Raw genomic sequence first — 25,709 nt, 5'->3', positions numbered from 1 at the left:
GAAGGAAGTAAGCACGGTATGTTCGATGGATTCACGCTTGATCGAGTCGACCTGACCGAGGTGACGCTGCGGGTCCGGCACGGCGGCTCGGGGCCGCCGGTGCTTCTCGTCCACGGGCATCCCCGGACGCACATGACCTGGCACCGCGTGGCCCCGCTGCTCGCCGCCGACTACACGCTCGTCTGCCCCGACCTGCGGGGGTACGGCCAGTCGTCGAAGCCCGCCACGACCCCCGACCACTCGTCCTATTCCAAGCGCAGCATGGCGAACGACTGCCTGGAACTGATGCGCGCGCTCGGGCACGACACCTTCCACGTCGTCGGACACGACCGCGGGGGCTACGTCGCGACCCGGCTCGCCCTCGACCATCCGCACGCGGTGACGCACCTGACCGCGCTCGACGTCGTGCCGATCGGCGCGGCGCTCGCGCGGTGCGACGCGAACTTCGCCACCCGCTGGTGGCACTGGTTCTTCCGCGCCCAGCCCAGCCCGGAACCGGAGACCGTCATCGGGTCGAACCTGAGCCTCTGGTACCAGGAAGGGCCCGAACAACTGGGGCAGGAGTCCTGGGAGGACCTGCAGGAGTCGCTGAGCGACCCCGAGAGGATCCACGCGATGTGCGAGGACTACCGGGCCGGGCTCGGCGTGGACCGGCGGCACGACGACGCGGACATGGAGGCGGGCCGCCGCGTCAAGTGCCCGACCCTCGTCCTCTGGGGAACGCGCGACGACCTGCCCGTCCTCTACGACGACATCATCGGTGTCTGGCAGGAGTGGGTGGAGCCCGAGGTCGTCGGCAGGGGAGTCGACAGCGGTCACCACATCGCCGAGGACGCTCCGGAACGCCTGAGCCGGGAGCTGCGCGCCGCGTGGCGGGAGGTCTCCGGCTGAGACGGCGGACCGGGACGGGCGCCTGAGGCGGCCGGACCGTCCGGCTGGTCCCCCGGCCGCCCCCGGGCGGCCGGATACGGACCAGGAGGTATGGTCTGACCGTATCCGGTCCGAACCCGGTCCGGCCGTACACGCCGGGAGGGCACGTGCGGGTCGCCCTGTTCGTCACCTGCGTCAACGACACGCTCTTCCCGGGCACCGGGCGGGCGGTCGTGACGCTGCTGCGCAGGCTCGGCGTCGACGTCGAGTTCCCGCGCGGCCAGACCTGCTGCGGCCAGATGCACGCCAACACCGGCTACCGGGACGAGGCGGTACGGCTGGCCCGGCGCAGCGTGGCGGTCCTGCGCGGTTACGACGCGGTGGTCGTGCCCTCCGGCTCGTGCGCGGCGATGATCCGCGAGCAGTACCCGAAGCTGGCCGGGCCTTCCGGGCCCTTCGCGGACGCGGTGGATCGGGTCGTGGCCGTGACGTACGAGCTGACCGAGTTCCTCGTCGACGTGCTGGGCGTGACCGACGTGGGGGCGAGCTTCCCGCACCGGGTCACCTACCACCCGACCTGTCACTCGCTGCGCGGCATCCACCTCGGCGACCGGCCGCTGACCCTGTTACGCCAGGTGAAGGGGCTGGACCTGGTGCCGCTGCCGGGCGCGGAGGAGTGCTGCGGCTTCGGCGGCACCTTCGCGCTGAAGAACGCCGACGTGTCGGCGGCGATGTGCGCCGACAAGGTGCGGGCGGTCCTCGACACCGGCGCCGAGGTGCTGTGCGCGGCCGACAACTCGTGCCTCATGCACATCGGCGGCATGCTCGCCCGGCAGAAGTCGGGCGTACGGGTGATGCATCTGGCCGAGATCCTCGGCGCGGCCGAGCCGGCGGGGGCCGCCGGGCGTCCGGTGGGCGCCCGATGAGGTCCGGTGAGCCCGGTGAGCGCCCGGTGAGCCCGGTGAACGTCACCTTCCTCGGGATGCCGGCGACCCGGCCCTTCCCCCGGAACGCCGCGAGAGCCGTACGCGACTCGCAGTTGCGGTTCAACCTCCGCAAGGCGACCCGGACGATCAGGGCCAGGCGGGCGAGCGTGGTCGCGGAGGTGCCCGACTGGGCCGCGCTGCGCGACGCCGGGCGGGCGATCAAGGAGCACACCCTCCGCAACCTCGACCGGTATCTGCTTCAGTTGGAGGAGGCCGTCACGGCGGCCGGGGGTCACGTGCACTGGGCCGCCGACGCGGCCGAGGCCAACGAGATCGTCGCGGGCCTGGTGAAGGCCACGGGCGAGACCGAGGTCGTGAAGGTCAAGTCGATGGCCACCCAGGAGATCGGCCTCAACGAGGCGCTGCTCGAACACGGCATCACGGCGTACGAGACCGACCTGGCCGAGCTCATCGTGCAACTCGGCGACGACCGGCCCTCGCACATCCTCGTCCCGGCGATCCACCGCAACCGCGCGGAGATCCGGGAGATCTTCGCCGGGCGCATGGCGGGCTGGGGCCGCCCCGCCCCGGAGGACCTGACCGACGACCCCGCGGCCCTTGCCGAGGCGGCCCGGCTGCACCTGCGCGAGCGCTTCCTGAAGACGAAGGTGGCGATCTCGGGGGCCAACTTCGCGGTCGCCGAGACCGGCACCCTGGTCGTGCTGGAGTCGGAGGGCAACGGGCGGATGTGTCTCACCCTGCCGACCACCCTGATCAGCGTGGTCGGCATCGAGAAGGTGCTGCCGTCCTGGCGCGACCTGGAGGTCTTCCTGCAGCTCCTGCCCCGCAGCTCGACCGGCGAGCGGATGAACCCGTACACCTCGATGTGGACGGGCGCGACGGAGGGCCAGGAGTTCCATCTCGTGCTGCTCGACAACGGCCGCACCCGCGTCCTCGCCGACGAGGTGGGACGCCAGGCGCTGCGCTGCATCCGCTGCTCGGCCTGCCTGAACGTCTGCCCGGTGTACGAGCGGACGGGCGGCCACGCGTACGGGTCGGTCTACCCGGGGCCGATCGGGGCGATCCTCACGCCGCAGCTGCGCGGCATGAGCTCCGAGCTGGACCGCTCGCTGCCCTACGCCTCCTCGCTGTGCGGGGCCTGTTACGACGTCTGCCCGGTGGCCATCGACATCCCGTCGGTGCTGGTCGACCTGCGTGCCCGGAGCCCGCATCCCTGGCCGGAACGCGCCGGGATGGCCGCCGCCGGCTGGGTGCTCCGGCGGTCGGGACGGCTGGCGCGGATGCAGCGGATCGGGGGACGGCTGCGGAACCTGGCGCCCCGGCGGCTCCCCGGGCCGCTGGCGGCCTGGACGGACACCAGGGACCTGCCCGAGATCCCCCGGGAGTCCTTCCGCGACTGGTGGGACCGCACGGACGGAGGCCGCCGATGAGCCGCTCCCGCGACCTGATCCTCGCCCGGGTGCGCGGCGCCCTCGCGGGCGTGCCCGACGTCGAGATCCCGCGGGCCTATCGCGGCCCGTCCGAGACGCCGGGTGAGATCCGGCTGTTCGAGGAACGGCTCCGCGACTATCGCGCCGTCGTGCACGTCGTGGCCGAGGCGGCCGTGCCGGAGCGGGTCGCGCGGTCCCTCGCCGAACGCGGGGCGCGGCGGGTCGCCGTGCCCGGGGGGTTCCCCGCGGCGTGGCCGGCCGCCGCCCAAGCCGAGCTCGTGGCCGACGAGCCGCCGCTGACCGCCGCCGATCTCGACGCGCTGGACGGCGTGCTGACCACGTGCGCGGTGGCCGTGGCGGATACCGGCACGATCGTGCTGGACGCCGGGCCCGGCCAGGGGCGGCGGGCGCTGTCGCTGGTGCCCGACTATCACCTGTGCGTGGTGCGGGCGGACCAGATCGTCGCCGGGGTGCCGGACGCGGTCGCCAGGCTGGACCCCGTCCGGCCCCTGACGTGGATCAGCGGCCCCTCCGCCACCAGCGACATCGAGCTGAACCGGGTGGAGGGCGTGCACGGCCCTCGTACGCTAGAAGTGCTGATCGTCACCTGACGCGGGCCGTCAGAAGCGGAGCAGGGCGCCGATGCCGTCCGGCGAGTCGATGTGATCGACGAACCACAACTCCGCGTCCGTCGCGGCCACCGCCCGCGCGAGGGCGGCGTCGGCCCGTTCCCGCACCGGCTCCTCGACTCCCCACGCGGCCAGTTCGGCCGGGTCGGTGGACAGGTGGGTGGGCTCGGGCCCGATCCACATCGTCGCGGTGGAGGACGGGTCGTCGCGCACCAGCACGGTACTCACCCGCCGGTCGCGCAGCGCGCGGGCCGTCTCCTGCAGGCCGGCCACGGCCGGTCCGGCCGCGAACGCCCCCAGCAGCTCCGCGCACCGGCGGTCGACCCAGGCCCGGCAGGCGGCGTCGGTCTCCTGCCGGAAATGGTGCAGGTCGGCGCCGGGAGCGCGGCTGCCGTGCTCGGCCACCGTCAGCCGCCGTACGACGTCCTTGGCGAGGTGGTCGGTCACCAGGGCCCTCGCCTTGGGATCCCCGGCCAGGACGACGACCTCGGCGCCGATGCCGTGCGCCTCCTTCTCCACGACCTCCGCGACGGCCACGGCGTTGCGGCGCCAGGTCTCCTCGACCTCCCGCTCGAAGTTCCGCTGCGACCAGCCGCCCGCTCCGGTCTTCTGGATCGGCCCTTCCGCGACCTCCACGGTCAGCTCGCGCCGCTGTCCGTCGGCCACGACGGCGACGTCGCCTCCGGCCCGGTCGGCCAGCACCTCGATGTGCGGGACGTGCTCGCCGCGCTGCGCCAGCAGCGGCACGACGTGCGGGAGCGGCGACCACCGCGCGGTCTGCCGGCGAGGGCGGCAGGCGAGCGGCTCGGTGAGCACGACCTCGCCCCGCCGCGCGAAGACCGCGCGGCCGGGCGCCGCCCAGACGGGATCGAGCATCAGCTCCCCGATGGGATCGAGGGCCTCCGGCGGCGCTCCCTCCGCGGCCAGAAGCTCGCGAAGGTGGGCCCATCGCCGCTGGACGACGTTGGCCGCTCCCTCGGACGACCGGTCGGTGTCCAGGTAGACCGAGGCGTACGGCCCGCCCGGCTCGTACAGTCCGCGAATGAAGTCGAGTCTCACCGGGTCTCCCTACCAGCGCTGGCGTTCCACTCCGAGCCCGAGTGCCTCCGCCACCTCCCCGATGTTGTGGAACTTCATCTCGGGCAGCCGCCGTACGGCGTCGATCACGGCGTCGGGGGCGTTCTTGCGCTCGGCGTGGCCGAGCAGCTTGGCGGGGTCGGCGGGGAAGCCCGCGTCGCTGAGCCAGGTGGCGAGGTGGCTGCGGCGCTCCACATCGGCGGGGGTGATGCCGAGCGGCGTCCCCGGCTCGCGGCCGGGCGGCTGGCGGCGCGGTGGCGACATGTCCTGTTCGGGCTGCTGCGTCGGCTCGGTCTCCCGCCATTCCTCGGCCCGGCTGGTCCCGGAGCCCTGTACGAGGCCCTGCGTCTCGTGCTTCTGCTGTTCGTCGAGGCGGCGGCCGTGCTTGTCGCTGCCGCGTTGGATACTCATGACCTCACCTCCCGATTAGGGTCACTGTCGTGCCTCGTACCCGAACCGCCTGCCCCAAACATCGTGAGCGGTGAGGACATGCCCTACTTAACCGGCGACGGGCGAAAAATCCCTGTATGTGATGGAGCGATGCGTTGTTCGACGAACGGCTGACGATCAACACCGAGCGGCTGATCCTGCGGCCGTTCGGCCCGGGTGACGCGGGCCAGGTTCGGGCGATCGTCGAGGACGGCGCCCACACCACCGCGCTGCCGCCCGGCGCGCCGGGGCACGCCTCCGGGATCGGCCAGTGGCTGACACAGGGCGTGCACGAGCTGTGGCGCTCGGGACAGGGCATCCACCTGGCGATGCACGCCAGGGACGGGGTGGTCGGATCGATCAGCATGTTCAAGGCCCAGTGGGGCGCGGGCATCGCCGAGGTGGGGTACGGCGTGCACCCCGCGTACCGCCGCCGGGGATACGCGACCGAGGCGGTGCGGGGGCTCGCCGGCCGCCTGCTGGGGTCGGGGGTGCTGCGCCGCGTCGAACTCCGGGCCAACGCCGACAACCTGGCGTCGATCCGGGTCGCCGAGAAGGCCGGTTTCGTCCGTGAGGGCCTGCTGCGCGGCGCCGGGTTCGAGGACGACGGCCCGCACGACCTGGTGGTCTTCGGCAGGCTCCGCGGGGACGAGCGGCAGGCGCCACGCCGCCGGATCGAGAGCGAGCGGCTGGTCCTGCGGCCCTTCGTCCGGCAGGACGCCTTCGACATGGTCGACGCGGTCAGAGGCGACACGGAGATCGCCCGCTGGATGCCGTGGGCTGAGGGCTACACGCTGGAGCGCGCGCTGGAGTGGTGCACCCGCCTCGCGCACGCGCCGGGCCCCGGCTATGGTGGCAACTTCGCGATACAGCCGCGGGACGGGGGACGGCTGGCCGGCGCCGTCGGCGTGCAGCGCGAGGACCACGAGCGCGGCGACGCGGAGCTGGGGTACTGGATCGCGCCGTGGGCCAGGCGCCAGGGGTACGCCGTGGAGGCGGCCCGCATGGCCACCGCGCACCTGTTCGACCTGGGGTTCCACCGGGTTCACCTGCTGGTGGCGACGGGCAACCGGGCCAGTCAGGGGGTCGCGAGGAAGGCCGGGTTCATCGAGGAGGGGATCATGCGGCAGGCGCTGCCCGTGCCGGGGGGCTGGGCCGACGCCGTCCTCTTCAGCATCCTTAACGGGGAAATTTCATGGCAATAGGTAAAGAATCGCTCTAGACCCTGGGCCCTCCGGTCAAGAGACCTCCATGATTGGGGCCGAAAGGTTATTCTCGCCTGCCAGAGCGTCCCGCCGGCCGGCGGGAGGCGACGGAGCGGCCCGGCCGGGTCGCCGGCCGTCCGGAGCGGACCGGCAGTGACTGGAGGCGAGAAGCGAGCGACTCCACACGACGAGGACTCCACACGACGAGGAAGCGCCTGCCGTCACGCGCGTGCCCGGCACCCCGCCCACGGCACGCCCGGCACGACCGGCCGGCGCGCGGGCGCTCCGGTGGGAGCGGAGGATTGTGAACGACACGCAGGTCAACGCAGGGGAGATCAGCTAAATGAAACCGCCGCTGCTGCTCATCGGCCATGGCACCCACGATGAGACCGGCGTGGCCGAGTTCGGCAGGTTCGTCCATCGGCTCCGCTGCCGCCTCGACGGGCTTCCCGCCGAAGTGAGCGGCGGCTTCATCACGAACGCGCGCCCCCAGCTCGGCCAGTCCATCGCCTCCCTGGTGGCCCGGGGCCACCACCACCTGGTCGCCGTGCCGCTCAGCCTGACCGGCGACCGGCGCGCGCTCGGGGACATCCCCGGCACCATGGCCCTGGAGCAGGAACGGCATCCGACGCTTGAGTACGACCTCGGCCGTCCGCTCGGGCCCGATCCCCGCGTGCTCAGGCTGCTCGCGGAGCGACTCGCCGACGCCCGCGCCGAGATGCCCCGGTTCGTCACCGAGGAGCCGCCCGCCGAGATCACGCCGGGCGAGACCGCGGTCGTCCTCGTCGGGCACGGCTCCACCGATCCCGCCGTGAACGCCGAGGTCCATCGGGTCTCGCGACTGTTCTGGGAGACCCACGCCGCCGACCTGCTGACCGTGGAGACCGCCTACGTCTCGCACACCCGTCCCGGTGTGCCCGGCGGCCTGGAGCGCTGCCGCAGGCTCGGCGCGAAGCGCGTGATCGTCCTCCCGTACGTCCTGTTCGCGGGTGCCGTCCTCGAACGCATCTGGGCGCAGGCGCTCGCCTACGGCGCGAACCACGAGGGGCTCGACATCCGCTGCGCCGAGGTGATCGGCGACTGCGAGGGACTCGCCGACGTGGTCATCGACCGGTACGAGGAGGCGCTCGCGGGAGCCGGGCACTCCCCGGTGCCGGTCACCGTCCCCGCCGCGACGCGGCCGGCCCCGGCGGCCCCGGGCCGTCCGTCCGTCGTGCCGGTCGCCGTGCCCGCGATCGGGACGGCGGGGCCGGACATGCCGGTGATCGAGACGCTGGACGCCGCAGCCCTCGACGTGGACGCCCTCGACGTGGAGTTCGACGTGGACGCTCTCGAAGTGGAGACGTTCGAGGCGGAGGTCCTCTCGCCGGAGGTCTTCGACGCCGACGCCTTCGACTCCGAGGCATTCGACGCTGAGGCGTTCGGTGCCGAGGCGTTCGACGGGAGGACGGAGGCCGCCGCCGAGACCGATACCATGATCGGCGCGACCGGCCACGCCGAGGCCGTCACGGAGATCCGCGGCGGTTCACCGGACGGGCCGCTCGCCCAGCCCGGAGTGGCCAGCGCGGTGTAGCCCGGCCTCGTCCGGCACGGTGATCCCGCACGGTGGTCCCGCGCGGCGATCGGCCGCGTGATCGGTCGCGGCGGGAGCCACGCGCGGGCGCGGGCGGGTGTGACGAGTGGGTGCGGCGGGCCGGACCGGAGTGCCGGGCCGGGATCGCTGGCCGACTCGGCAGGCTGACGTGGCGGGCCGGCTCGGTGAGCCGGCCCGGCGGGCTGACACGGCGGAACCGTGACGAAGGAGAGAGCATGACGTCCCTCGGCGAGACGCTCGGCGCGGTCCGGCCGGTCGAGCCCGGCCCGATGGCGGAGGCCCGGGCGCACCAGGACCGGCTCACGAAGCCGAGCGGCTCTCTGGGAGTCCTGGAAGACGTCGCGGCCCGGCTGGCCGGCATCGCGGGCGCCTGCCCGCCGCCGCTCCCGGCCCCGGCCGCCCTGGCGATCTTCGCGGCGGACCACGGCGTGCACGCGCAGGGGGTGAGCCCCTGGCCGCAGGAGGTCACCGCGCAGATGGTGGCCAACTTCGCCGCCGGAGGAGCGGTCGCCAACGCCTTCGCCGCGCAGGTCGGCGCGTCGGTGACGGTGGTGGACGTGGGTGTCGCGGCCGACCTGCCTCCCGCCGACGGACTGCTCGTCCGCAAGGTCGCGTACGGCACGGCCGACCTGTCCCAGGGCCCGGCGATGACGCGGGAGCAGGCGACCGCGGCCCTGACGGCCGGGGTCGAGGTCGCCCGGGATCTCGTCGCCGCCGGCGCGCGCTGCCTGGTGACCGGCGACATGGGCATCGCGAACACCACCGCCTCGGCCGCCCTGATCTGCGCCTTCACGGGCAGGGAGGCCGCCGGGGTCACCGGGCGGGGCACCGGCGTCGACGACGCCATGTATCAGCACAAGATCGAGATTGTCCGGCGCGGCCTGCGGGCCAACGGGATCGCCGAGGCGGAGGCCGTACCGGGCGGCCCGGACTCCGCGCTGCGCGTGCTCGCGGCGGTCGGCGGGCTGGAGCACGCGGCGATCGCGGGTTTCGTGATCGGCGCCGCCGCGGCCCGGGTGCCGGTGATCCTCGACGGAGTGATCGCCGGAGCCGCGGCCCTGGCCGCGAGCGCGCTCGCCCCGGACACCGTCGGATACTGCCTGGCCGGGCACCGGTCGGCGGAGCCCGGACACGCGGTGGCGCTGACGCATCTGGGCCTGGAGCCCCTCGTCGACCTGCGGCTCCGTCTCGGGGAGGGCACCGGTGGCCTGCTCGCCCACCCTCTGGTGAGCGCCGCCGCGCGGGTGATGCACGAGGTCGCCACCTTCGACTCCGCCGGCGTGACGGACAAGGGCGATTGAGACGGTGGGACACCCGCCCGCGGCCGTCTGGCCTCGTCGGGTGAATGCGGCCGGAGCCCAGCGGGTAGGTTTGCCTCCTAACTATGCACCCTTGACGCAACAGGGAGACTGAGGTCATGGCGCCCTACCTGCTCGGCCTGCGCCTCGACGGGCGGCGTGTGCTCGTGGTCGGCGGCGGACGCGTCGCCCAGCGGCGGATCCCCGCGCTGCTCGACGCGGGAGCCTCCGTCACTCTGATCTCGCCCAGCGTGACCCCCGCGCTGGACGATCTCATCGCCACCGGGCGGGTGACCTGGGAACAGCGTCCGTACCAGGTCGGCGACTGCGACGGCGCGTGGCTCGTGCACGTCTGCACCGACCACCGCGAGGTCAACACCGCGGTCGCCGCCGAGGCCGAGGCCAAGCGCATCTGGTGTGTCAGGGCGGACGACAAGGACGCCTCCGCCGCCTGGACCCCCGCGCACGGCCGGGTGGACGAGATCGGCGTGGCGGTCACCGCGGGCGGAGACCCCCGGCGTGCGGCGGGGATCCGGGACGCCATCGTCGGCGCGCTCAGGGACGGGACCGTCGACGCCCGGCGGCACCGCACCAGGCCGGTCGGGGTGGCCCTGGTCGGCGGCGGCCCCGGCGACCCCGGCCTGATCACGGTGCGCGGCCGCCAGCTTCTGGCCCAGGCCGACGTGGTGGTGGCCGACCGCCTGGCGCCGCGAGCCCTCCTGGACGAGCTGTCCCCGGACGTCGAGCTGATCGACGCCGCGAAGGTCCCGTACGGCCGGTCGCTGTCCCAGGAGAAGATCAACGAACTGCTCGTCGAGCACGCCCGGATGGGCAAGTTCGTCGTACGGCTGAAGGGCGGCGACCCCTTCGTCTTCGGGCGGGGCGGCGAGGAGATGATCGCCTGCGCCCGCGCGGGGATCCCGGTGACCGTGGTGCCCGGCATCACCAGCGCGGTCGCGGTCCCCAGCGCGGCCGGCGTCCCGGTCACCCATCGCGGTGTGAGCCAGGAGTTCCACGTCGTCTCGGTGCACGTCGCGCCCGGCGACCCGAGGTCCACCGTCGACTGGCCGGGACTGGCGAGATCAGCGGGAACCCTGATACTTCTGATGGCGGTCGAAAGGATCAAGGAGATCGCCGAGGCCCTGCTTCGAGACGGACGTTCGCCGGAAACTCCCGTGATGGTGGTACAGGACGGTACTCTTCCGACCCAGCGAGCCGTTTCCGCCACCCTGTCGACGGTGGCGGAACGGGTGACCGCGGCCGGAGTTCGGCCTCCGGCGATCGTGATCGTCGGCGAGGTCGTCAAGGTCGGCCAGGAGATCGAAATGGTGCGAGCGGAGCGGGTCCCGTGAGATCGGCAGCCAGGAAGACGCCCGACCACGGGACCGGTGCGGGTTCGGGCGAGGCCGTCACCGACGAGCCGGACGCCGGGGATCCGCCGCCCGAGTCGCCCGGGGAGCGTACTGTCGCGTTTCCCCAGATCCGCGACGACGTTCCCGTCCTGCGGCCCGGCGCCCCGGAGCCCACGGCCCACGACGACGTCCTGCCCGAGACCTCCGGCCCCGAGGCCGAGGCCGGGGCCGGTTCCGTGGCCGTACCCGGGACGGACGAGGCAGTGCCCGGCGCGGCGGACGACGGGACCGTCCCGGGCCAGGACGGGCCGGACGGCGCGCCCGGAGACGTACGCGACGACGGCCGGGACGACGCCGGGGACGATGCCGGGGACGATGCGGAGAACGACGCCGGGGACGAGGCGGACGGAACGGACCCGGCGGGCGCGGCCGAAGAGGCGGCGGCGGTAGACGCCGCCGGCGCGGAGGACCCGGCGGACCCTGTGGAGGCGGAGGGCGACTCCGGCGAGGCAGACCCGGCGGACGCGGCGGACCCTGTGGACGTGGAGGATCCGGAAGCCGGGGCGGCCGCGGCAGTCGCAGAAGACGGCGAGAACGCGGAGGACGGGGAGGACGCGCCGGGCGAGGACCGGATGCGCGAGATCCCGATGCCGGAGCCGGTCTCCGCCGCGCTGACGGAGGCGCTCAACCAGCTTCGCACGGCGGTCAAGGACCTGCACTTCGGCCTCGACGTGCCGGGGGCGGAGGAGGCGCGCAAGGCGCAGGCGGCCGTGCTGGCCCAGCTCGACGACTACGTCATCCCGCGTATCCACCTGAGCACCGCGCCCGCGATGATCGTCGTGGCGGGGTCCACGGGGGCGGGCAAGTCCACCATCGTCAACTCGCTCGCGGGCCGCCGGGTCACGGCCACGGGAGTGCGCCGCCCGACCACGGGCACGCCTGTGCTCGCCGTCCACCCCGGCGACCTCGAGTGGTACGCGCGAGGCGATCTCCTCGGCGGCCTGGAGAGGCTCGACGAGCCCCCGGCGGAGGCCGCGCCCGGCGGCGTCGTCCTGGTGCCGAGCCCGTCGATGCCCACGGGGGTGGCCCTGCTCGACACGCCCGACATCGACTCGGTCGTGGAGGAGCACCACGAGATCGCGCACCGCATGCTGGACGCCGCCGACCTGTGGGTGTTCGTCACCACGGCGTCCCGGTACGCCGACGCGCCGTCCTGGGGCCTGCTGCGGCGGGCCAAGGAGCGCAGGGCGCGCCTGGTCATCGTGCTGTCCCGGGTGCCGCCCCGGTCCCGCGACGTCATCATGAAGCACTTCGGCCGGATGCTGAAGGAGTACGGCCTCGGCGACGTCGAGCGCTTCGTCATCAACGAGACGACCGTCCAGGAAGGGCGGCTGCCCGAGATCGAGATCGCCGAGCTGCGGATGTGGCTGACCGGGCTGTCCGTCGACGACGAACGGCGGGAGGAGGCCGTACGGGCGACCCTGAACGGCGTGTTCAACAGCTTCCGCACCCGCCTGCCCGCGCTCGCCCGGCACCTGGAGACCCAGGTCGCGCTGCGCGCCGACCTGCGCTCGGACGTGGACGCGGCGTACATGGGGGCGCTCGCGGAGATCGACGAGGCGACCCGGGACGGCTCGCTGCTGCGGGGCGAGGTGCTCGCGCGGTGGCAGGACTTCGCCGGCTCCGGCGACCTCATGCGCACGCTGCACCTGCGCCGCGGCGCCAAGGGCCACCACCAGGGTCCCGAGCGGGTCCGCGGGCTGAAGGCGGCGATCCGCGCCGGCCTCGAATCCCTGGTCACCTCGGCCGTCGAGCGGGCCGCCGAGGAGGTCGTGACCCGGTGGCGGCAGCGCGCGGGCGCGGGCGACCGGCTCGCCGCCACTCCGGGGCTCGGCCGTCCGCCGGAGGACATCGCCCGCAGGACCGCGAGGACGGTCGCCGCCTGGCAGGAGCACGTCACCGAACTGATCCGCACCGAGGGCGTGACCAAGCGCTCGGTGGCCAAGCTGGTCTCGTTCGACGTGGAGTCGCTGTCGCTGATCTTCATGATCGGCCTGCTCGGCTACGGCGCCACGGATCCGCAGGCCGCCACCGGCGCCGGGGCGCTGCCCCAGCGGCTGCTGCGCGGCCTGCTCGGGGCCGAGTCGCTGCGCAGCATCAGCGCCAAGGCCCGCAGCGACCTGCGGGCCAGAATCGGCCTGCTCTTCGACGAGGAGACCCTCAGGTACGTCGACGCCCTCGACAGCGCGGGCATACCGGACGAGGCCGCGGCGACGCGGCTGTACCAGGCGACGTACAACCTCGAGGTCGCACGATGACGGAGCCCATCCGGCCCGGGACGCCCCGGGCACCGACGGTGAGGGATCGATGACGACTGTCAGCACCGCCGAAACGCAGCACGGGCTGGGGTCCAGGCTCGCCGCCCTGGCCAAGATCGTCGAGTTGGGTCAGGGACGGGTCGACCCCGCGCTGATCACGGAGGCGGCCCAGCTCCTGCTGCGCGCGGGCGACCGGCTCAAGCTGTCGTCCGCCCACACCGTCGTCGCGCTCGCCGGGGGCACCGGAAGCGGCAAGTCCTCCCTCTTCAACGCCATCTCCGGGCTGGAGCTCTCACCCACCGGGGCGCGCCGGCCGACCACCGCGCGCACGCACGCCTGCGTGTGGGGCATCGACGGGGCGAGCCCGCTGCTCGACTGGCTGCAGATCCAGTGGCGGCACAGGTTCGCCCGCGCCAGCGCCCTGGACCGGGGCGAGAGCCAGTTGCACGGGCTGATCCTGCTGGACCTGCCCGACCACGACTCGATCCGCGCGCTCACCGATCCCGAGGCCCATCGGCTCATCCAGCTGGCCGACCTCGTCGTGTGGGTGCTCGACCCGCAGAAGTACGCCGACGCCTCCGTCCATCGGCGTTACGTCGCCGAGCTGACCGGGCACGACGCGGTGACGGTGTTCGTGCTGAACCAGGCCGACCGGCTCACCTCCGAGGAGCGGGCCGAGTGCGCGGGCGATCTGGAGGACCTCCTCCGGCGTGAGGGGGTCGCCCACCCCCGGGTGGTGACCACCTCCGCCACCACCGGCGAGGGCGTCGACGGCCTGAAGGCCGTCCTGGCCGAGTCCGTCGCCGCCCGGCGAGCGGCCTACCAGCGGCTCGAAGCCGACCTCGACCGCCTGGTGGTGCGTCTGGTGAAGGACCTCCCCGAGATGCTGCGGGTCGAACCGGCGGTGGACGCCGCGCGGCGTGCCGCGCTCGTCGACGCCCTGTGCGACGCGATCGGCGTCTCCGCGCTCGGCGAGGCCATGGAGAACGTGTACGGCGTCCGCTCCATCTCCTGGGTCGGATGGCCGTACGCGCGCTGGGCCGCCCGCGTGCGGCCCGATCCGATCAAGAGCCTCCGCCTCGGGGCCGTGAAGGACGACATCCGCGGCCTGGTCGGCAGCTCGGTCACGGCGCAGCCCGCCGAGGTGGACAACGCCGTGACGGCGCTCTCCGACGGGCTCACCGCCGGCATGCCGGAACAGTGGCGGGACGGCGTGCGCCAGGCCGCCCGGTCCCGGTCCGGTGAGCTGCCCGGGGCGCTGTCCGCCGAACTGTCGGAGGTGGCCCCGCCGCTCGACCGGGTGCCCGGCTGGTGGTGGCTGCTGAAGATCTGGCAGTACCTCCTGGTGATCATGTTGGCCGCGGGCCTGGCCTGGGCCGGGGCGATCCTGGCGTACGGCGTGTTCAAAGCGGGCCGGCCGCCGGCCGAGGCCCTCGGCGACGTGGCCCTGCTGCCCTGGGTGGGGCTGATGGTGATCAGCGTCCTCGGGCTCGGCCTCTTCTCCGCCATGGCGAGCAGGAACTTCGTGGTCCTGGGCGCGGGCAGGGAACGCGACCGCCTGGAACGCGACATGAGGCGCCGCGTGGACCTCCTCGCGCAGGACATGGTCATCCAGCCGGTCGAACGCGAACTGAATCGCTACAACGAGTTCTTCGGCGCGATGGCGGCCACCCGCCGCTGACCCCACCGGGTTGTCCACAGGTGCCCGGCCGTCCACAGAACGCGTTTCCGGCCCGTGCGGGGACGGCCGCCCCGGCGAGGGTGGCATCCGAGCCCGGCGGGTGACCGGGCCGGAGAGGCACTTCCATGAGCGACATCTACGTCACGCTGAGCGGGAACGTCACCGACGACCCCAGGCAGTACCGGTTCCGCGACGGCTCTCACGTCACGTCGATGCGGATGGCCGTCAACCGGCGCGTGCTCGACCAGCAGACGAACACCTGGCAGACCAGGGACACCACCTACTACGTGGTCCGCTGCTACCGGGGACTGGCCGACAACGTCCAGCAGTCGATCCGCAAGGGCCATCCGGTCGTCGTGTACGGCAGGCTGCGCATCAAGCAGTTCGAGCGGGAGGGCGAGCAGCGGTTCTGGGCCGAGATCGAGGCGAGTTCCGTGGGACACGACCTCAAGTGGGGCATCACCACCTACGAGAAGCCGATCCGCGCCTACTCCGCCGGAGCGGTCAGCGACGACGACCGCCAGGCGATGGAGGACGCCACGAGGGAGTGGGAACTGACCGGACGCACCGCCGCCGGCGCCCGTCCCGCCGACGGCGGTGAGACCGACGAGGCCTTCGACGCCCTCGTCGGCGGCCGGAGCGCGACCGCGGCGGAGCGCCCCGCCCTCGGCGCCCCCGACGGGGAGCGCGGCGGCGCCACGGCGGACGCGGATCCTGTCGCCGAGCCCGATGCCGACCCGGATGCCGAGGGGGACGCGGGCGTGGTCACGGGCATGGAGCCCGGCGCACAGGAGAACGCGGACCACTCCCTACTCCCACGCGCTCTGGCGGCCTGAACCCGCCGGTCGCGGGCGTGGGCGGGGGGCACGGCGTGGAGGCACGGGGCGCTGGAGGGCAACGGGCTCCCACGCGCTCTGGCGGCCTGAAACCGCCGGTCGCGGGAGTGCAGCGTCGCCGGGCTCGGGCCCCGGGCAAATCGCCGCAGACACCCCCGCAGCCCATCGGATGCAGATGCCCCGCGTGAAGGGAGCGGTTCCCGTCGCGCGTCGCACACTCCGCAACTATTGTGTTACACATCGTGAGATGCTGATTTGGCGTCGTTGGGGGGCGGGATGACGGCAACCGGTCAGACCTCGGCGAGGACGCGCGGCACGATCTGCTCCCGGAGCCGCTGGCCGTTGCTGACCCAGCCGCCCGCCCTCGTGTCCTACGTCTGCGCGATCCTGGCGTTCTACACCGTCCTGGTCGCGGTGCTGGCCAGGGCGACCGTCTTCCACACCTGCGACCTCGCCATGTTCGGCGCGCTCACGCTGTGCGGCGCCGTCTGCATCGAGGCCACCCGCCGCCTCGGCATGCCCGCCGGCGTGTCCCGCGACCTGCTGTCGGCCTGGTGGCTCCCGGCGGCGTTCCTGCTGCCGCCGGTCTACGCCCTGCTGGCGCCCGTCCCGATGCAGATCCTGCTCCAGCTCAGGGTGCGGGCGACCGTGCTCTACCGGCGGGTGTTCAGCGCGGCGGCGATCGGGCTCGCGGCGGGCGCCGCGTCCACCGCCTTCCATCACTGGGTGGCCGGACCGGCGCGGCTGTCCTCGGGGCAGGGCGGGCCGATCGTGGTCGCCGCGGCCTGCGCGGTGCTGTTCACCGTGCTCAACACGGCGCTGATCGCGGTCGCGGCGCACGCGTCCGATCCCGAGGGCCGCTGGGGCGAGGTTCTCTGGGACCGCGAGCGCGTCCTTCTCGACGCGGTCGAGCTCTGCCTCGGTGTGCTCGTCGCCGTCGTCTGCGGGATCAACCTCACGCTGCTGCTGCTCGTGCTGCCGCCCGTCGTGCTGCTCCAGCGGAGCCTGATGCACGCGCAGCTCCAGGCTGCCGCCCGGACGGACGCGAAGACCGGCCTGCTGAACGCCGCCGCCTGGCAGCGGGAGGCGGACACCGAGATCGTCAGGGCGCAGCGGACCGGAAACCCCCTCGCGCTGGTGCTGGTCGACATCGACCACTTCAAGAAGGTCAACGACACGTACGGTCATCTGGTCGGCGACCAGGTGCTCGCCGAGGTGGCCGCCACCCTCCGCACGCAGTTGCGTGAGTACGACGTGGTGGGCCGGTTCGGCGGCGAGGAGTTCGTCGTGCTGCTCCCGGGCGCCGATGTGCACGAGGCGCGGCGGGTGGCCGAGCGGCTGCGCGTCCGGGTGGGCCGCATGGCGGTGCCCACCGAGCAGGCGGCGGTCACTGTCACGGTCTCCGCCGGGGTCGCGATCCTCAACATCCACGGCGAGGATCTGCTGGAGCTGCTCGCCGCGGCGGACCTCGCCCTCTACCGCGCCAAGGAACTCGGCAGGGACAGAATCTGCCTCCCCGCCGCCCCACTGGCCCCTCCTCCCCGCAGCGCGGACGGCGCTGCCGGTGCGATCCCCTAGGCTTGAAGGCATGCCGGAGTACATCTACACGTTGCAGCGCGTGCGCAAGGCGCACGGCGACAAAGTGGTCCTCGACGACGTCACGCTGTCGTTCCTGCCGGGGGCCAAGATCGGCGTCCTGGGCCCGAACGGCACGGGCAAGTCCACGCTGCTCAAGATGATGGCGGGGCTGGAGCAGCCGTCCAACGGCGAGGCCCGGCTGATGCCCGGCTTCACGGTCGGCATCCTCCAGCAGGAGCCGCCGCTCAACGACGCCAAGACGGTGCTCGGCAACGTCGAGGAGGGCGTGGCCGAGACCAAGGCGATGCTCGACCGGTTCAACGAGATCGCCGAGCAGATGGCCACCGACTACAGCGACGCGTTGCTGGAGGAGATGGGCCGCCTGCAGGACGCCCTCGACCACCGGAACGCGTGGGACCTCGACAGCCAGCTCGAACAGGCCATGGACGCGCTGCGCTGCCCGCCGCCCGACGCCGACGTCACCCAGCTCAGCGGTGGCGAGCGCCGCCGGGTCGCGCTGTGCAAGCTGCTGCTCGAACAACCCGACCTGCTGCTGCTCGACGAGCCCACCAACCACCTCGACGCCGAGAGCGTGCAGTGGCTGGAGCAGCACCTGGAGAAGTACCCCGGCACCGTCCTGGCCGTCACCCACGACCGCTACTTCCTCGACAACGTCGCGAACTGGATCCTGGAGCTGGACCGCGGCCGCTGCTTCCCCTACGAGGGCAACTACTCCACCTACCTGGAGGCCAAGGCCGCGCGTCTGAAGGTCGAGGGGCAGAAGGACGTCAAGCGCAAGAAGCGTCTGGAGGAGGAGCTGCAGTGGGTGCGGTCGAACGCCCGCGCCCGGCAGACCAAGAGCCGCGCCCGTCTCCAGCGCTACGAGGAGATGGCCGCCGAGGCCGACAAGTACCGCAAGCTCGACTTCGAGGAGATCCAGATCCCGCCGGGCCCGCGCCTCGGTACGACGGTCATCCGGTCCGAGAAGCTGAGCAAGGGCTTCGCCGACCGGCTGCTCATGGACGAGCTCTCCTTCGACCTGCCCCGCAACGGCATCGTCGGCATCATCGGCCCGAACGGCGTCGGCAAGACCACGCTTTTCCGGATGATCACCGGCGCCGAGACCCCCGACAGCGGCGCGATCACCATCGGTGAGACCGTCAAAATCTCCTACGTGGACCAGAGCAGGGCCGGCATCGACCCCGCCAAGAACGTCTGGCAGGTCGTCTCCGACGGGCTCGACCACATCAAGGTCGGCAACGTCGAGATGCCGTCCCGGGCGTACGTCGCGGCGTTCGGGTTCAAGGGTCCCGACCAGCAGAAGCTCGCGGGCATCCTGTCCGGCGGCGAGCGCAACCGGCTCAACCTCGCGCTCACGCTCAAGCAGGGCGGCAACGTGCTGCTGCTCGACGAGCCCACCAACGACCTCGACACCGAGACCCTCTCCAGCCTGGAGAACGCGCTGCTCGACTTCCCGGGCTGCGCCGTCATCACCTCGCACGACCGGTGGTTCCTCGACCGGATCGCGACCCACATCCTCGCGTGGGAAGAGGGCTCGAACTGGTTCTGGTTCGAGGGCAACTACGCCGACTACGAGAAGAACAAGATCGAGCGGCTGGGCGCGGAGGCGGCCCGCCCGCACCGCGTCACCTACCGCAAGCTCACCCGCGACTGATCAGGACTCTCGTCCCGTCCCCCGCCGTGCCCGGCGGGGGACCTCGCAGCCACCTTCGCGGACACCGCCCCGTCCGGGCGAACCTCGGTGGTCGCGGCACTAGGTTGGAGCGGTGACCGAGCCGATCCTCGCCGGCCCTGCCGAGCACGCCCACCGTTACGTCTTCGAGCGCAAGGTGCGCTTCGCCGACATCGACAGCTACGGCCACGTCAACAACGTCAGATTCTTCGACTACCTCGAAGACGCGCGGGTGTCCATGCTGTGGGAGCGCCCGCGTGACAGCGATGGAAACCGGCTCGACCTGGTGGTGGCCCGGCAGGAGATCGACTACCGGCGGCCGCTGAACTTCCGCCCCGACCCCGTGCGCGTCGAGGTGTGGGTGACCGAGATCTCCAGGTCGCGGTTCACCCTGGCGTACGAGATCCGTGACGACGCGACCCTCTACGCCGAGGCGCGCACGATCCTGGTCGCCTACGACTCCGCCGCGGGGTGGCCACGCAGGCTCGGCGAGGATGAGGTCGCCTTCCTCCGCCGGTTCTCCGCCCCCGCCTGAGCCCACCCTGGGTCGCCCACCCTGAGTCGCCCCGCCCGGCGGCCCTCCGACGACCACCGAGCCCCGCCTGCGACCGGCCGCGGAGGAACGGCGGCCGGTCGCACGTGGCGGGGGAGCGAGGGCGATCGGGGAGCGGGACGGCGGGGACGCGCGCCGCCCTCAGGTCAGGCGGTGAGCAACCAGGCCGCGGTGTCGCGCGGGAGGTCGGTGCCGTCGAGCGGGCTGCTGGTGATCAGCACCTGGTCGTGCGGCGGCAGCGGGACCGCGCCCTCGCCGCAGTTGACGACGCAGAGCAGCCGTCCCCGCTGGAAGAACAGCGTCTCCTCGGGCGAGTCCAGCCACGTGATCGCGTCCGGCAGCGTGCCGCGCAGTTCCCGCCGCGTCCGCAGCGCCTGCCGGTAGAACCACAGCGTCGACGCCGGGTCGGCGGCCTGCCGTTCGGCCGTGAGGCCGGCCCAGTCCGCGGGCTGCGGCAGCCACGACCCGCCCGGCCCGAAGCCGTACGGCGGCTCGGTGCCCGACCACGGCAGCGGCACCCGGCAGCCGTCCCGGCCCGGCACCTCGCCGTTCGAGCGCGCGAAGATCGGGTCCTGGCGCGACTCCGGCGGCAGGTCGGTCACCTCGGGGAGCCCGAGTTCCTCACCCTGGTACAGGTACGCGGAGCCGGGGAGGGCGAGCATGGCCAGCAGGGCCGCACGCCCCCGCGCGAGGCCGGCCCCGGGGTCGAGCGACCCCTGCCCGTACCGGGTGACGTGCCGTACGACGTCGTGGTTGGACAGCACCCAGGTCGGCGAGGCGACCGCGACGAGGGTGTCGTCGATGACCTTGCGGAACGCCGTGGCCGACCAGGGGGCCTCCAGCCAGGCGAAGTTGAAGCTCTGGTGCAGTTCGTCCGGCCGCACGTACAGCGCGAGGTCCTCGGCGGAGTCGGTCCAGACCTCGCCGACGGCGACGCGGGTGCCGGGATAGGAGTCGAGCACCCGGCGCCAGTCGCGGTAGACGTCGTGCACCTCCGGCCGGCTCCAGATGGGCGACTTGGCGGTGAACCCCGGATCGGTGTCGGGCAGTCCCTCCGCCTTGATGAGCCCCATCGCCACGTCGATGCGGAAGCCGTCCACGCCGCGGTCCAGCCAGAACCGCAGGATGTCGAGGAACTCCTCGCGCACCTCGGGGTTGCGCCAGTTGAAGTCGGGCTGCTCCGGCGCGAAGAGGTGGAGGTACCACTGCCCGTCGGGCACCTGTGTCCAGGCCGGGCCGCCGAAGGTGGACATCCAGTTGTTCGGCTCGCCGTGGCCGCCGCCGGTGCCCTCGGGGCCGCCCTCCCGGAACATGTACCGCTCGCGCTCCTGCGAGCCCCTGGGCGCCGCCAGCGCCTTCTGGAACCACGGGTGGGCCGAGGAGCTGTGGTTGGGCACGATGTCCACCATCAGCCGCAGGCCGTGCGCGTGCGCGTCGGCGACCAGGTCGTCGAAGTCGGCCAGCGTCCCGAACAACGCGTCGACGTCGCGGTAGTCGGCCACGTCGTAGCCGCCGTCGGCCATGGGGGAGGGGTAGAAGGGGGTCAGCCAGATCGCGTCGACGCCGAGTTCGGCGAGGTACGGCAGGCGGTCCCGGATTCCCGCCAGGTCGCCCGTACCGTCGCCGGAGGCGTCGGCGAAGCTGCGGACGTAGATCTCGTAGACAACGGCATCACGCCACCAGGGGGTTTTTTCCATGAGAGATGGGCTGCCCGCTGCTCGCGTTACTTATGCGTTGACCAGGCTGTGGGCGGCGTAGACGAGATAGTCCCACAACTGACTCTCCCGCTCCGGCGGCAGTTCCAGGGAGCGTACGGCGTCGCCCATGTGGCGCAGCCAGGCGTCCCGCTCGGCCTCGCCGATCACGAACGGCATGTGCCGCATCCGCAGCCGGGGATGGCCGCGCTGCTCGCTGTAGGTCTTCGGACCTCCCCAGTACTGGATGAGGAACAGGCGCAGCCGCTCCTCGGCCCCGGTGAGGTCCTCCTCGGGGTAGAGCGGACGCAGCAGGGGGTCCTCGGCCACACCCTCGTAGAACCGGTGCACGAGCCGCCGGAAGGCGTCCTCGCCGCCGACCACCTCGTAGAAGGACAGGGTCTGCTCGCTGGTCACGCTTTCAGCCTAAGCCAGTTACCGATCGGTAAGGTCAGGCGGCGAAGGCGATGCCCTTCTCGTCGAAGGCCTTCTTCACCCGCAGCCGCAGCTCACGGGCGATCTCCAGGTGCCGGGCCGGTACCGTCTTCACGCTGACCCGGAAGATGACGGACGTGCCGGACACCGACTCCAGCCCGAAGACCTGCGGTTCCTCGACGATCACCAGATCCCGGTACTCCGGGTCGTCCCACATGTCGTCGGCGAGCTTCTTGAGCAGGTCGCGCACCGTCGCGATGTCGGCCGCGTACGGGACGGGCACGTCCACCAGGGCCCTCGACCAGCCCTGCGACTCGTTGCCGACCCGGGTGATCGTGCCGTTGCGGACGTACCAGACCTTGCCGTCGGCGTCGCGCAGCCGGGTGATGCGGAGCGTCACGGCTTCGACGGTGCCGGTGGCCACGCCGGTGTCGATCACGTCGCCCACGCCGTACTGGTCCTCCAGGAGCATGAACATGCCGGCGATGAAGTCCTTGACCAGCTCCTGCGCGCCGAAGCCGAGCGCCACACCGATGATCCCGACGCTGGTGAGCAGTGGCGTGATCGGTATCCCGAGCTTCGCGAAGATCATCAGCGCCCCGGTGCCGAGGATCACGACGGACGCGAGGCTTCGCAGCACCGAGCCCATGGTCTCGGCGCGCGCCCTGCGGCGCTCGGTCATGATCGCCGCCGCGGCGTCCACGCTCGTCAGCACCGTCTTGCCGCGCAGCCGCTCCGGCAGGACGCCGACGCTCGCCCGCACGGTGAGCCGGGTGATCAGCCGGAGCGCCACGTTCCGGACGATCAGCGTACCGACGAGGATCAGGGCGATCATCAGGAACACGTCCACGACGCCCGCCACCAGCTGCACCCAGGCGGGGAAGTCCCGGTCCGGGAAGGCGCTGTTGAGCACCGTGCAGAAGACGCCCTCGCTCTTCTCGCACGCCGCCGACACCTTGGCCGCGATCACGTCCGGGTCGGGCAGGCTCGGGCTCGGCTCTGGGCTGGGTGTCGCGGGCGACAGCGGCAACACGAGGTGGATCCCCCCACGGATCAGATCGACGACAGCTTCTCGAACGTAGTCAATACTGCCGACAGATCCGGCCTCCGTCACATCGCCGGGGAGACGGGAACGCGTCCGGCGCCGCGAGGGCGGACGGCACGCTCCGGTGACGGCACGGCAGGGCGCGGGCGCGCACCCGGAAGCGCGTCCGGCGCCGTTCTCCAGGAGGGGATCCCCTCGATGACCGTCCGGTCCCGCCCGCTCGGCGGAACCGGACGGTGGTCGGTGCGGCTACTCGCTCACGGCGGCGAGCACGCGGGCGACCTTCGACGCCGCTCCGGCGGGGTCGTCCGCCCGGTGCATCCGCTCGCCCCAGGACCACCAGTAGTCCGCCGCCTGGCAGACGACGTTCTCCGTGAGGCTCGTCGCGGCGGGGTTGATGACCCGCACGTAGGCGCGGCCCGAAGGGGTGTGTACGACTCGCGCGAGCAGGCCCCGCGCGTCGAGTTCGGCCACCAGACGCTCCAGGCGCAGGAAATCCTCGTTCCCCACCGCCGGTCCTCCTTCATTTCCGTTCCCGGCTGATTGTGTACTTTGCGTTTTCGCTCGATCACTCTGGTGCGCCCAAGATGGCTCACTGACACGTTCGGGTCAACGCCGGGTCAAGATGACCGGTGGAGGAAAACCCCTGCCGGGTGAAAGAAAACCCTCACCGGGAGACGATCCTTAGTCAATCTCCTCAAGTTGGGGACTTGGCCTCGCAAAGGGTGTTCCATCATTATGGTGTGGGCGGAGTGCGACGGGCGAGTCACCCTCCGTGACTGATTCCGTGATCGGTCAAACACGCGGCTGCGAGTGCGGCCGGCCACGAGAGAGGGGCCGGGATGTCCGGCAGGCAACACAGGGAGACGGAGATCGCGCGCCAGGTCCGGGCGCGCGGCCTGGCCGCGGGGTACACCCTGGCCCAGATCGCCGCGCAGATCTACGAGGCCTGCGCGCAGCGCTTCGGCACCACGCGGATCAAGGCTCACCGCCTCTCGCACGGCGTCGCGCTGGCCGACGTCATCGAACAGGTACGCGCTCTCTTCGAGCGGGACGGCAAGCCGGTGCCCGGCATCGGCGAGACGCTACTGTCCGCGTACGAGTCGGGCATGAAGCGGCCCGGCCCGGAATACCTCCACTATCTGTGCTCGGTCTACCGCGTCGAACCCCTCGCTCTGGGCTACGACGGCCCGTGCATCTGCGGACACGGACACGAGGTCCTCGTGGACGCCGCGTTCGAAGACGCCAGACCACACATTTCACCCGCTCCGTGGGCAGGGCCGGCGTCGCCGGCCTCGCCGGACAACTGCACCCCTTCGTTGGACGGGGGCGAGGAGGACGAGAACGTGCTTAGGAGGACGCTGTTGAGGCTCCTTGCCGGCGGCACCGTGAGCGCGGCCGGCCTGAACGAGCTCAACGAGGAGGTGCTCGGCGCCGTGGAGAACCTCAGGCGGCGGATGGACGAGACCATGGTGAGGGCCACCGTCTCCCCGGCGATGCTCGACCAGTGGGAGCAGGCCACCTCGGGGTTCGGCCGGCAGTACATGAACACGCCGCCGGTGCGGCTGCTCTGCGACGTGATGCTGGAGTTCGCCGCCGTGCGCAAGGCGCTGAACCACCGCCAGCCCGTCGACGTGCAGGAGCGGCTGTGCCGGATGTCCGCCCAGCTCGCCGGACTGTCCGGAATGCTCATGATCGATCTGGGTGACCAGCGGCTGGCCCGCTCGTTCTTCCGGACCGGCCGGATGGCGGCCGACGAGACCGGCGACCGCGCCCTGCGCGCCTGGGTGACCGCCCGGGAGTCGCTGGTCCCGCTGTACTACGGCGACCCCCGTGAGGCGCTGACGCTCGCCAAGAAGAGCCGCGACCTGGCCGGTACGACTCCGTGTGCGGCGCGCACCATGGCGCCGGTGGTCGAGGCGAGGGCGCTGGCGAAGATCGCCGGCCTCGGCGGGTCGCGGCACGACGTGGTGGAGCAGGCCAAGCGGGCGCTGCACCGGGCCAGGACGGCCTTCGCGCAGATGAACGACAGCGACCGGGAGAACCCGGCCTTCGGCTACACCGAGCGGCAGCTCTACTTCTACCAGGGCGACGTCCTGGTGCGGCTGGGGCAGACCGTGGAGGCCGACGTGGTCCTGGAGAAGGCGCTCTCCCAGTATTCGGACGACGATCTGCTCGACCAGACCCTGATCCGGTTCGACCAGGCGCTGTGCCGGCTGATCGAAGGCGACGTCGAGGCCGCGCTCAAGCTGGGCCGCGCCGCGATCGAGATGGTCGACAAGGATCACCGGACCGACCTCCTGCTCAAGCCCGGATACGACCTGGAGAAGGCGGTACGGGCCAAGCACGGTGACTCGCCCGAGCTCAAGGAGTTCCGGGAGATGCTCGCGGAGAGCCGGGTGGGCATCCCCAAGGGCCTGATAAAGGACGTCGGGTGAGGAGGATGAGTGGCAGAAGACGCGCCGGCGGGTGACCTGGAGTGCGACGCCCTACGGGAAGGCGGTGAGAGCGAGGCCGCGCCTCTCCGGATCCGGCGGTACCGGTGGTCGGACCTCGACGCCGTGTGGTCCCTCCATCAGATCGGCCTCGCCCAGGTGGGTGTCGTGCCGGGTGACGGCGTCTACTACGACGACGACTTCCCCCGGATCACCGAGGTCTACCTGGCCGCCGGGGGCGATTTCCTCGTCGGAGAGGTGGCCGGGGCGGGGCTCGTCGCCATGGGGGGCCTGCGGCGTATCGACGACCACACGGCCGAGATGTGCCGGCTCCGGGTCCACCCCGACCACCAGCGGCGTGGTTACGGCGCGCGGATGACGGAGGAGCTCGAGGAGCGCGCCCGCCGCCTCGGCTACTCCCGGCTGCTCGGCGACACCACGCTGCGGCAGGTCGCCGCGCTGGAGCTCTACCGTAAATCCGGATGGCGGGAGTTACGGCGCGAAGCCCGAGGCGACAATGTAGTGATTTATATAGAGAAGCAGCTGGGCGGCGTTGTTTCCCAGCTTTTCCCGCGATAGATAATGCTTACATCCCTTGGCGGATAGCTGA

At 72.2% G+C, this 25,709-nt stretch carries 22 protein-coding genes; 16 read left to right on the top strand and 6 right to left on the bottom strand.

The annotated features are described in order from the left end of the window. Positions 1-18: 18 nt before the first annotated feature. From HHX37_RS14435 to HHX37_RS14420, 4 genes are all read left to right on the top strand, one after another. Positions 19-891, top strand: coding sequence for an alpha/beta fold hydrolase (locus HHX37_RS14435; RefSeq protein ID WP_182885722.1), 873 nt, complete (start codon positions 19-21; stop codon positions 889-891). Between the two features lie 146 nt (positions 892-1,037). After that, complete coding sequence (locus HHX37_RS14430) at positions 1,038-1,796, top strand: (Fe-S)-binding protein (RefSeq protein WP_182885721.1); 759 nt, start codon at positions 1,038-1,040, stop codon at positions 1,794-1,796. Then, entirely contained in the window at positions 1,793-3,247 is a 1,455-nt protein-coding gene (locus HHX37_RS14425) for a lactate utilization protein B (protein ID WP_259406459.1), read from the top strand. The genes HHX37_RS14430 and HHX37_RS14425 overlap by 4 nt, the downstream gene beginning before the upstream one ends. Next, a complete protein-coding gene (locus HHX37_RS14420; protein ID WP_182885720.1) occupies positions 3,244-3,858 on the top strand; it encodes a LutC/YkgG family protein in 615 nt (204 codons plus the stop codon). Before HHX37_RS14425 ends, HHX37_RS14420 begins: the two co-directional genes overlap by 4 nt. A 9-nt stretch (positions 3,859-3,867) precedes the next feature. Here HHX37_RS14420 and HHX37_RS14415 read toward each other — a convergent pair whose 3' ends face one another. After that, positions 3,868-4,935, bottom strand: coding sequence for a Vms1/Ankzf1 family peptidyl-tRNA hydrolase (locus HHX37_RS14415; protein WP_182881613.1), 1,068 nt, complete (start codon positions 4,933-4,935; stop codon positions 3,868-3,870). Positions 4,936-4,944: 9 nt separating this feature from the next. Continuing rightward, positions 4,945-5,364 carry a DUF2795 domain-containing protein gene (locus HHX37_RS14410; protein ID WP_111700858.1) on the bottom strand — a complete coding sequence of 140 codons (420 nt, stop codon included), beginning with the start codon at positions 5,362-5,364 and terminating at the stop codon, positions 4,945-4,947. Between the two features lie 134 nt (positions 5,365-5,498). On the opposite strand from HHX37_RS14410, the gene HHX37_RS14405 reads away from it, so the two are divergent. The 10 genes from HHX37_RS14405 to HHX37_RS14360 all read left to right on the top strand — a co-directional run bounded on the left by HHX37_RS14405 (position 5,499) and on the right by HHX37_RS14360 (position 19,472). Beyond that, positions 5,499-6,587, top strand: coding sequence for a GNAT family N-acetyltransferase (locus HHX37_RS14405; protein WP_182885719.1), 1,089 nt, complete (start codon positions 5,499-5,501; stop codon positions 6,585-6,587). A 343-nt stretch (positions 6,588-6,930) separates the two neighbouring features. After that, positions 6,931-8,160 (top strand): sirohydrochlorin chelatase, encoded by a 1,230-nt coding sequence (locus HHX37_RS36680; protein WP_259403702.1) that lies wholly within the window; start codon positions 6,931-6,933, stop codon positions 8,158-8,160. Positions 8,161-8,396: 236 nt separating this feature from the next. Further along, on the top strand, positions 8,397-9,482 hold the full coding sequence (cobT, locus tag HHX37_RS14395) for a nicotinate-nucleotide--dimethylbenzimidazole phosphoribosyltransferase (protein WP_182881614.1): 1,086 nt from the start codon (positions 8,397-8,399) through the stop codon (positions 9,480-9,482). A 116-nt stretch (positions 9,483-9,598) separates the two neighbouring features. Next, positions 9,599-10,831 carry a uroporphyrinogen-III C-methyltransferase gene (gene cobA / locus HHX37_RS14390; RefSeq protein ID WP_111700855.1) on the top strand — a complete coding sequence of 411 codons (1,233 nt, stop codon included), beginning with the start codon at positions 9,599-9,601 and terminating at the stop codon, positions 10,829-10,831. Beyond that, positions 10,828-13,149, top strand: a complete 2,322-nt coding sequence (locus HHX37_RS14385; protein ID WP_310740372.1) for a GTPase — start codon at positions 10,828-10,830, stop codon at positions 13,147-13,149. The genes cobA and HHX37_RS14385 overlap by 4 nt, the downstream gene beginning before the upstream one ends. A 49-nt stretch (positions 13,150-13,198) precedes the next feature. Beyond that, on the top strand, positions 13,199-14,830 hold the full coding sequence (locus HHX37_RS14380) for a GTPase (protein ID WP_182885718.1): 1,632 nt from the start codon (positions 13,199-13,201) through the stop codon (positions 14,828-14,830). Between the two features lie 125 nt (positions 14,831-14,955). Next, entirely contained in the window at positions 14,956-15,666 is a 711-nt protein-coding gene (locus HHX37_RS14375) for a single-stranded DNA-binding protein (RefSeq protein ID WP_182885717.1), read from the top strand. Positions 15,667-15,942: 276 nt separating this feature from the next. Continuing rightward, positions 15,943-17,244, top strand: a complete 1,302-nt coding sequence (locus tag HHX37_RS14370) for a GGDEF domain-containing protein (RefSeq protein WP_182885716.1) — start codon at positions 15,943-15,945, stop codon at positions 17,242-17,244. A 10-nt stretch (positions 17,245-17,254) separates the two neighbouring features. After that, positions 17,255-18,919 carry an energy-dependent translational throttle protein EttA gene (gene ettA / locus HHX37_RS14365; protein ID WP_182881618.1) on the top strand — a complete coding sequence of 555 codons (1,665 nt, stop codon included), beginning with the start codon at positions 17,255-17,257 and terminating at the stop codon, positions 18,917-18,919. A gap of 112 nt (positions 18,920-19,031) precedes the next feature. After that, complete coding sequence (locus tag HHX37_RS14360) at positions 19,032-19,472, top strand: thioesterase family protein (protein ID WP_310738179.1); 441 nt, start codon at positions 19,032-19,034, stop codon at positions 19,470-19,472. A 164-nt stretch (positions 19,473-19,636) separates the two neighbouring features. On the opposite strand, the gene HHX37_RS14355 is transcribed toward HHX37_RS14360, so the two are convergent. The 4 genes from HHX37_RS14355 to HHX37_RS14340 form a co-directional block, all read right to left on the bottom strand. Continuing rightward, positions 19,637-21,187, bottom strand: coding sequence for a glycoside hydrolase family 13 protein (locus HHX37_RS14355; RefSeq protein ID WP_182881619.1), 1,551 nt, complete (start codon positions 21,185-21,187; stop codon positions 19,637-19,639). Between the two features lie 30 nt (positions 21,188-21,217). Further along, a complete protein-coding gene (locus HHX37_RS14350; RefSeq protein ID WP_310738180.1) occupies positions 21,218-21,601 on the bottom strand; it encodes a globin in 384 nt (127 codons plus the stop codon). A gap of 34 nt (positions 21,602-21,635) precedes the next feature. Further along, positions 21,636-22,652 (bottom strand): mechanosensitive ion channel family protein, encoded by a 1,017-nt coding sequence (locus HHX37_RS14345; RefSeq protein WP_310740371.1) that lies wholly within the window; start codon positions 22,650-22,652, stop codon positions 21,636-21,638. Positions 22,653-22,913: 261 nt separating this feature from the next. Beyond that, complete coding sequence (locus tag HHX37_RS14340) at positions 22,914-23,174, bottom strand: hypothetical protein (RefSeq protein ID WP_182885715.1); 261 nt, start codon at positions 23,172-23,174, stop codon at positions 22,914-22,916. 332 nt (positions 23,175-23,506) lie between these two features. On the opposite strand from HHX37_RS14340, the gene HHX37_RS14335 reads away from it, so the two are divergent. Beyond that, on the top strand, positions 23,507-25,102 hold the full coding sequence (locus tag HHX37_RS14335; protein WP_182885714.1) for a helix-turn-helix transcriptional regulator: 1,596 nt from the start codon (positions 23,507-23,509) through the stop codon (positions 25,100-25,102). A gap of 9 nt (positions 25,103-25,111) precedes the next feature. Beyond that, complete coding sequence (locus HHX37_RS14330; protein WP_310740370.1) at positions 25,112-25,678, top strand: GNAT family N-acetyltransferase; 567 nt, start codon at positions 25,112-25,114, stop codon at positions 25,676-25,678. Positions 25,679-25,709 lie beyond the last annotated feature (31 nt).

It is taken from the genome of Microbispora sp. H10885, assembly GCF_014161415.1.
In the GTDB taxonomy this organism is placed as follows: Bacteria; Actinomycetota; Actinomycetes; order Streptosporangiales; family Streptosporangiaceae; genus Microbispora; species Microbispora triticiradicis.
The sequence above is the reverse complement of the archived record's forward strand: the minus strand, read 5'-3'. Positions and strand labels throughout refer to the sequence as shown.

What these genes read in the sequence shown, in the direction of transcription:
- HHX37_RS14370 (WP_182885716.1), top strand. Translation starts at nt 15,943, where the DNA reads ATGACGGCAACCGGTCAGACCTCGGCGAGGACGCGCGGCACGATCTGC.
- HHX37_RS14335 (WP_182885714.1), top strand. Translation starts at nt 23,507, where the DNA reads ATGTCCGGCAGGCAACACAGGGAGACGGAGATCGCGCGCCAGGTCCGG.
- HHX37_RS14420 (WP_182885720.1), top strand. Translation starts at nt 3,244, where the DNA reads ATGAGCCGCTCCCGCGACCTGATCCTCGCCCGGGTGCGCGGCGCCCTC.
- HHX37_RS14355 (WP_182881619.1), bottom strand. Translation starts at nt 21,187, where the DNA reads ATGGAAAAAACCCCCTGGTGGCGTGATGCCGTTGTCTACGAGATCTAC.
- HHX37_RS14410 (WP_111700858.1), bottom strand. Translation starts at nt 5,364, where the DNA reads ATGAGTATCCAACGCGGCAGCGACAAGCACGGCCGCCGCCTCGACGAA.
- HHX37_RS14435 (WP_182885722.1), top strand. Translation starts at nt 19, where the DNA reads ATGTTCGATGGATTCACGCTTGATCGAGTCGACCTGACCGAGGTGACG.
- cobT (WP_182881614.1), top strand. Translation starts at nt 8,397, where the DNA reads ATGACGTCCCTCGGCGAGACGCTCGGCGCGGTCCGGCCGGTCGAGCCC.
- HHX37_RS36680 (WP_259403702.1), top strand. Translation starts at nt 6,931, where the DNA reads ATGAAACCGCCGCTGCTGCTCATCGGCCATGGCACCCACGATGAGACC.
- HHX37_RS14375 (WP_182885717.1), top strand. Translation starts at nt 14,956, where the DNA reads ATGAGCGACATCTACGTCACGCTGAGCGGGAACGTCACCGACGACCCC.
- cobA (WP_111700855.1), top strand. Translation starts at nt 9,599, where the DNA reads ATGGCGCCCTACCTGCTCGGCCTGCGCCTCGACGGGCGGCGTGTGCTC.
- ettA (WP_182881618.1), top strand. Translation starts at nt 17,255, where the DNA reads ATGCCGGAGTACATCTACACGTTGCAGCGCGTGCGCAAGGCGCACGGC.
- HHX37_RS14380 (WP_182885718.1), top strand. Translation starts at nt 13,199, where the DNA reads ATGACGACTGTCAGCACCGCCGAAACGCAGCACGGGCTGGGGTCCAGG.
- HHX37_RS14425 (WP_259406459.1), top strand. Translation starts at nt 1,793, where the DNA reads ATGAGGTCCGGTGAGCCCGGTGAGCGCCCGGTGAGCCCGGTGAACGTC.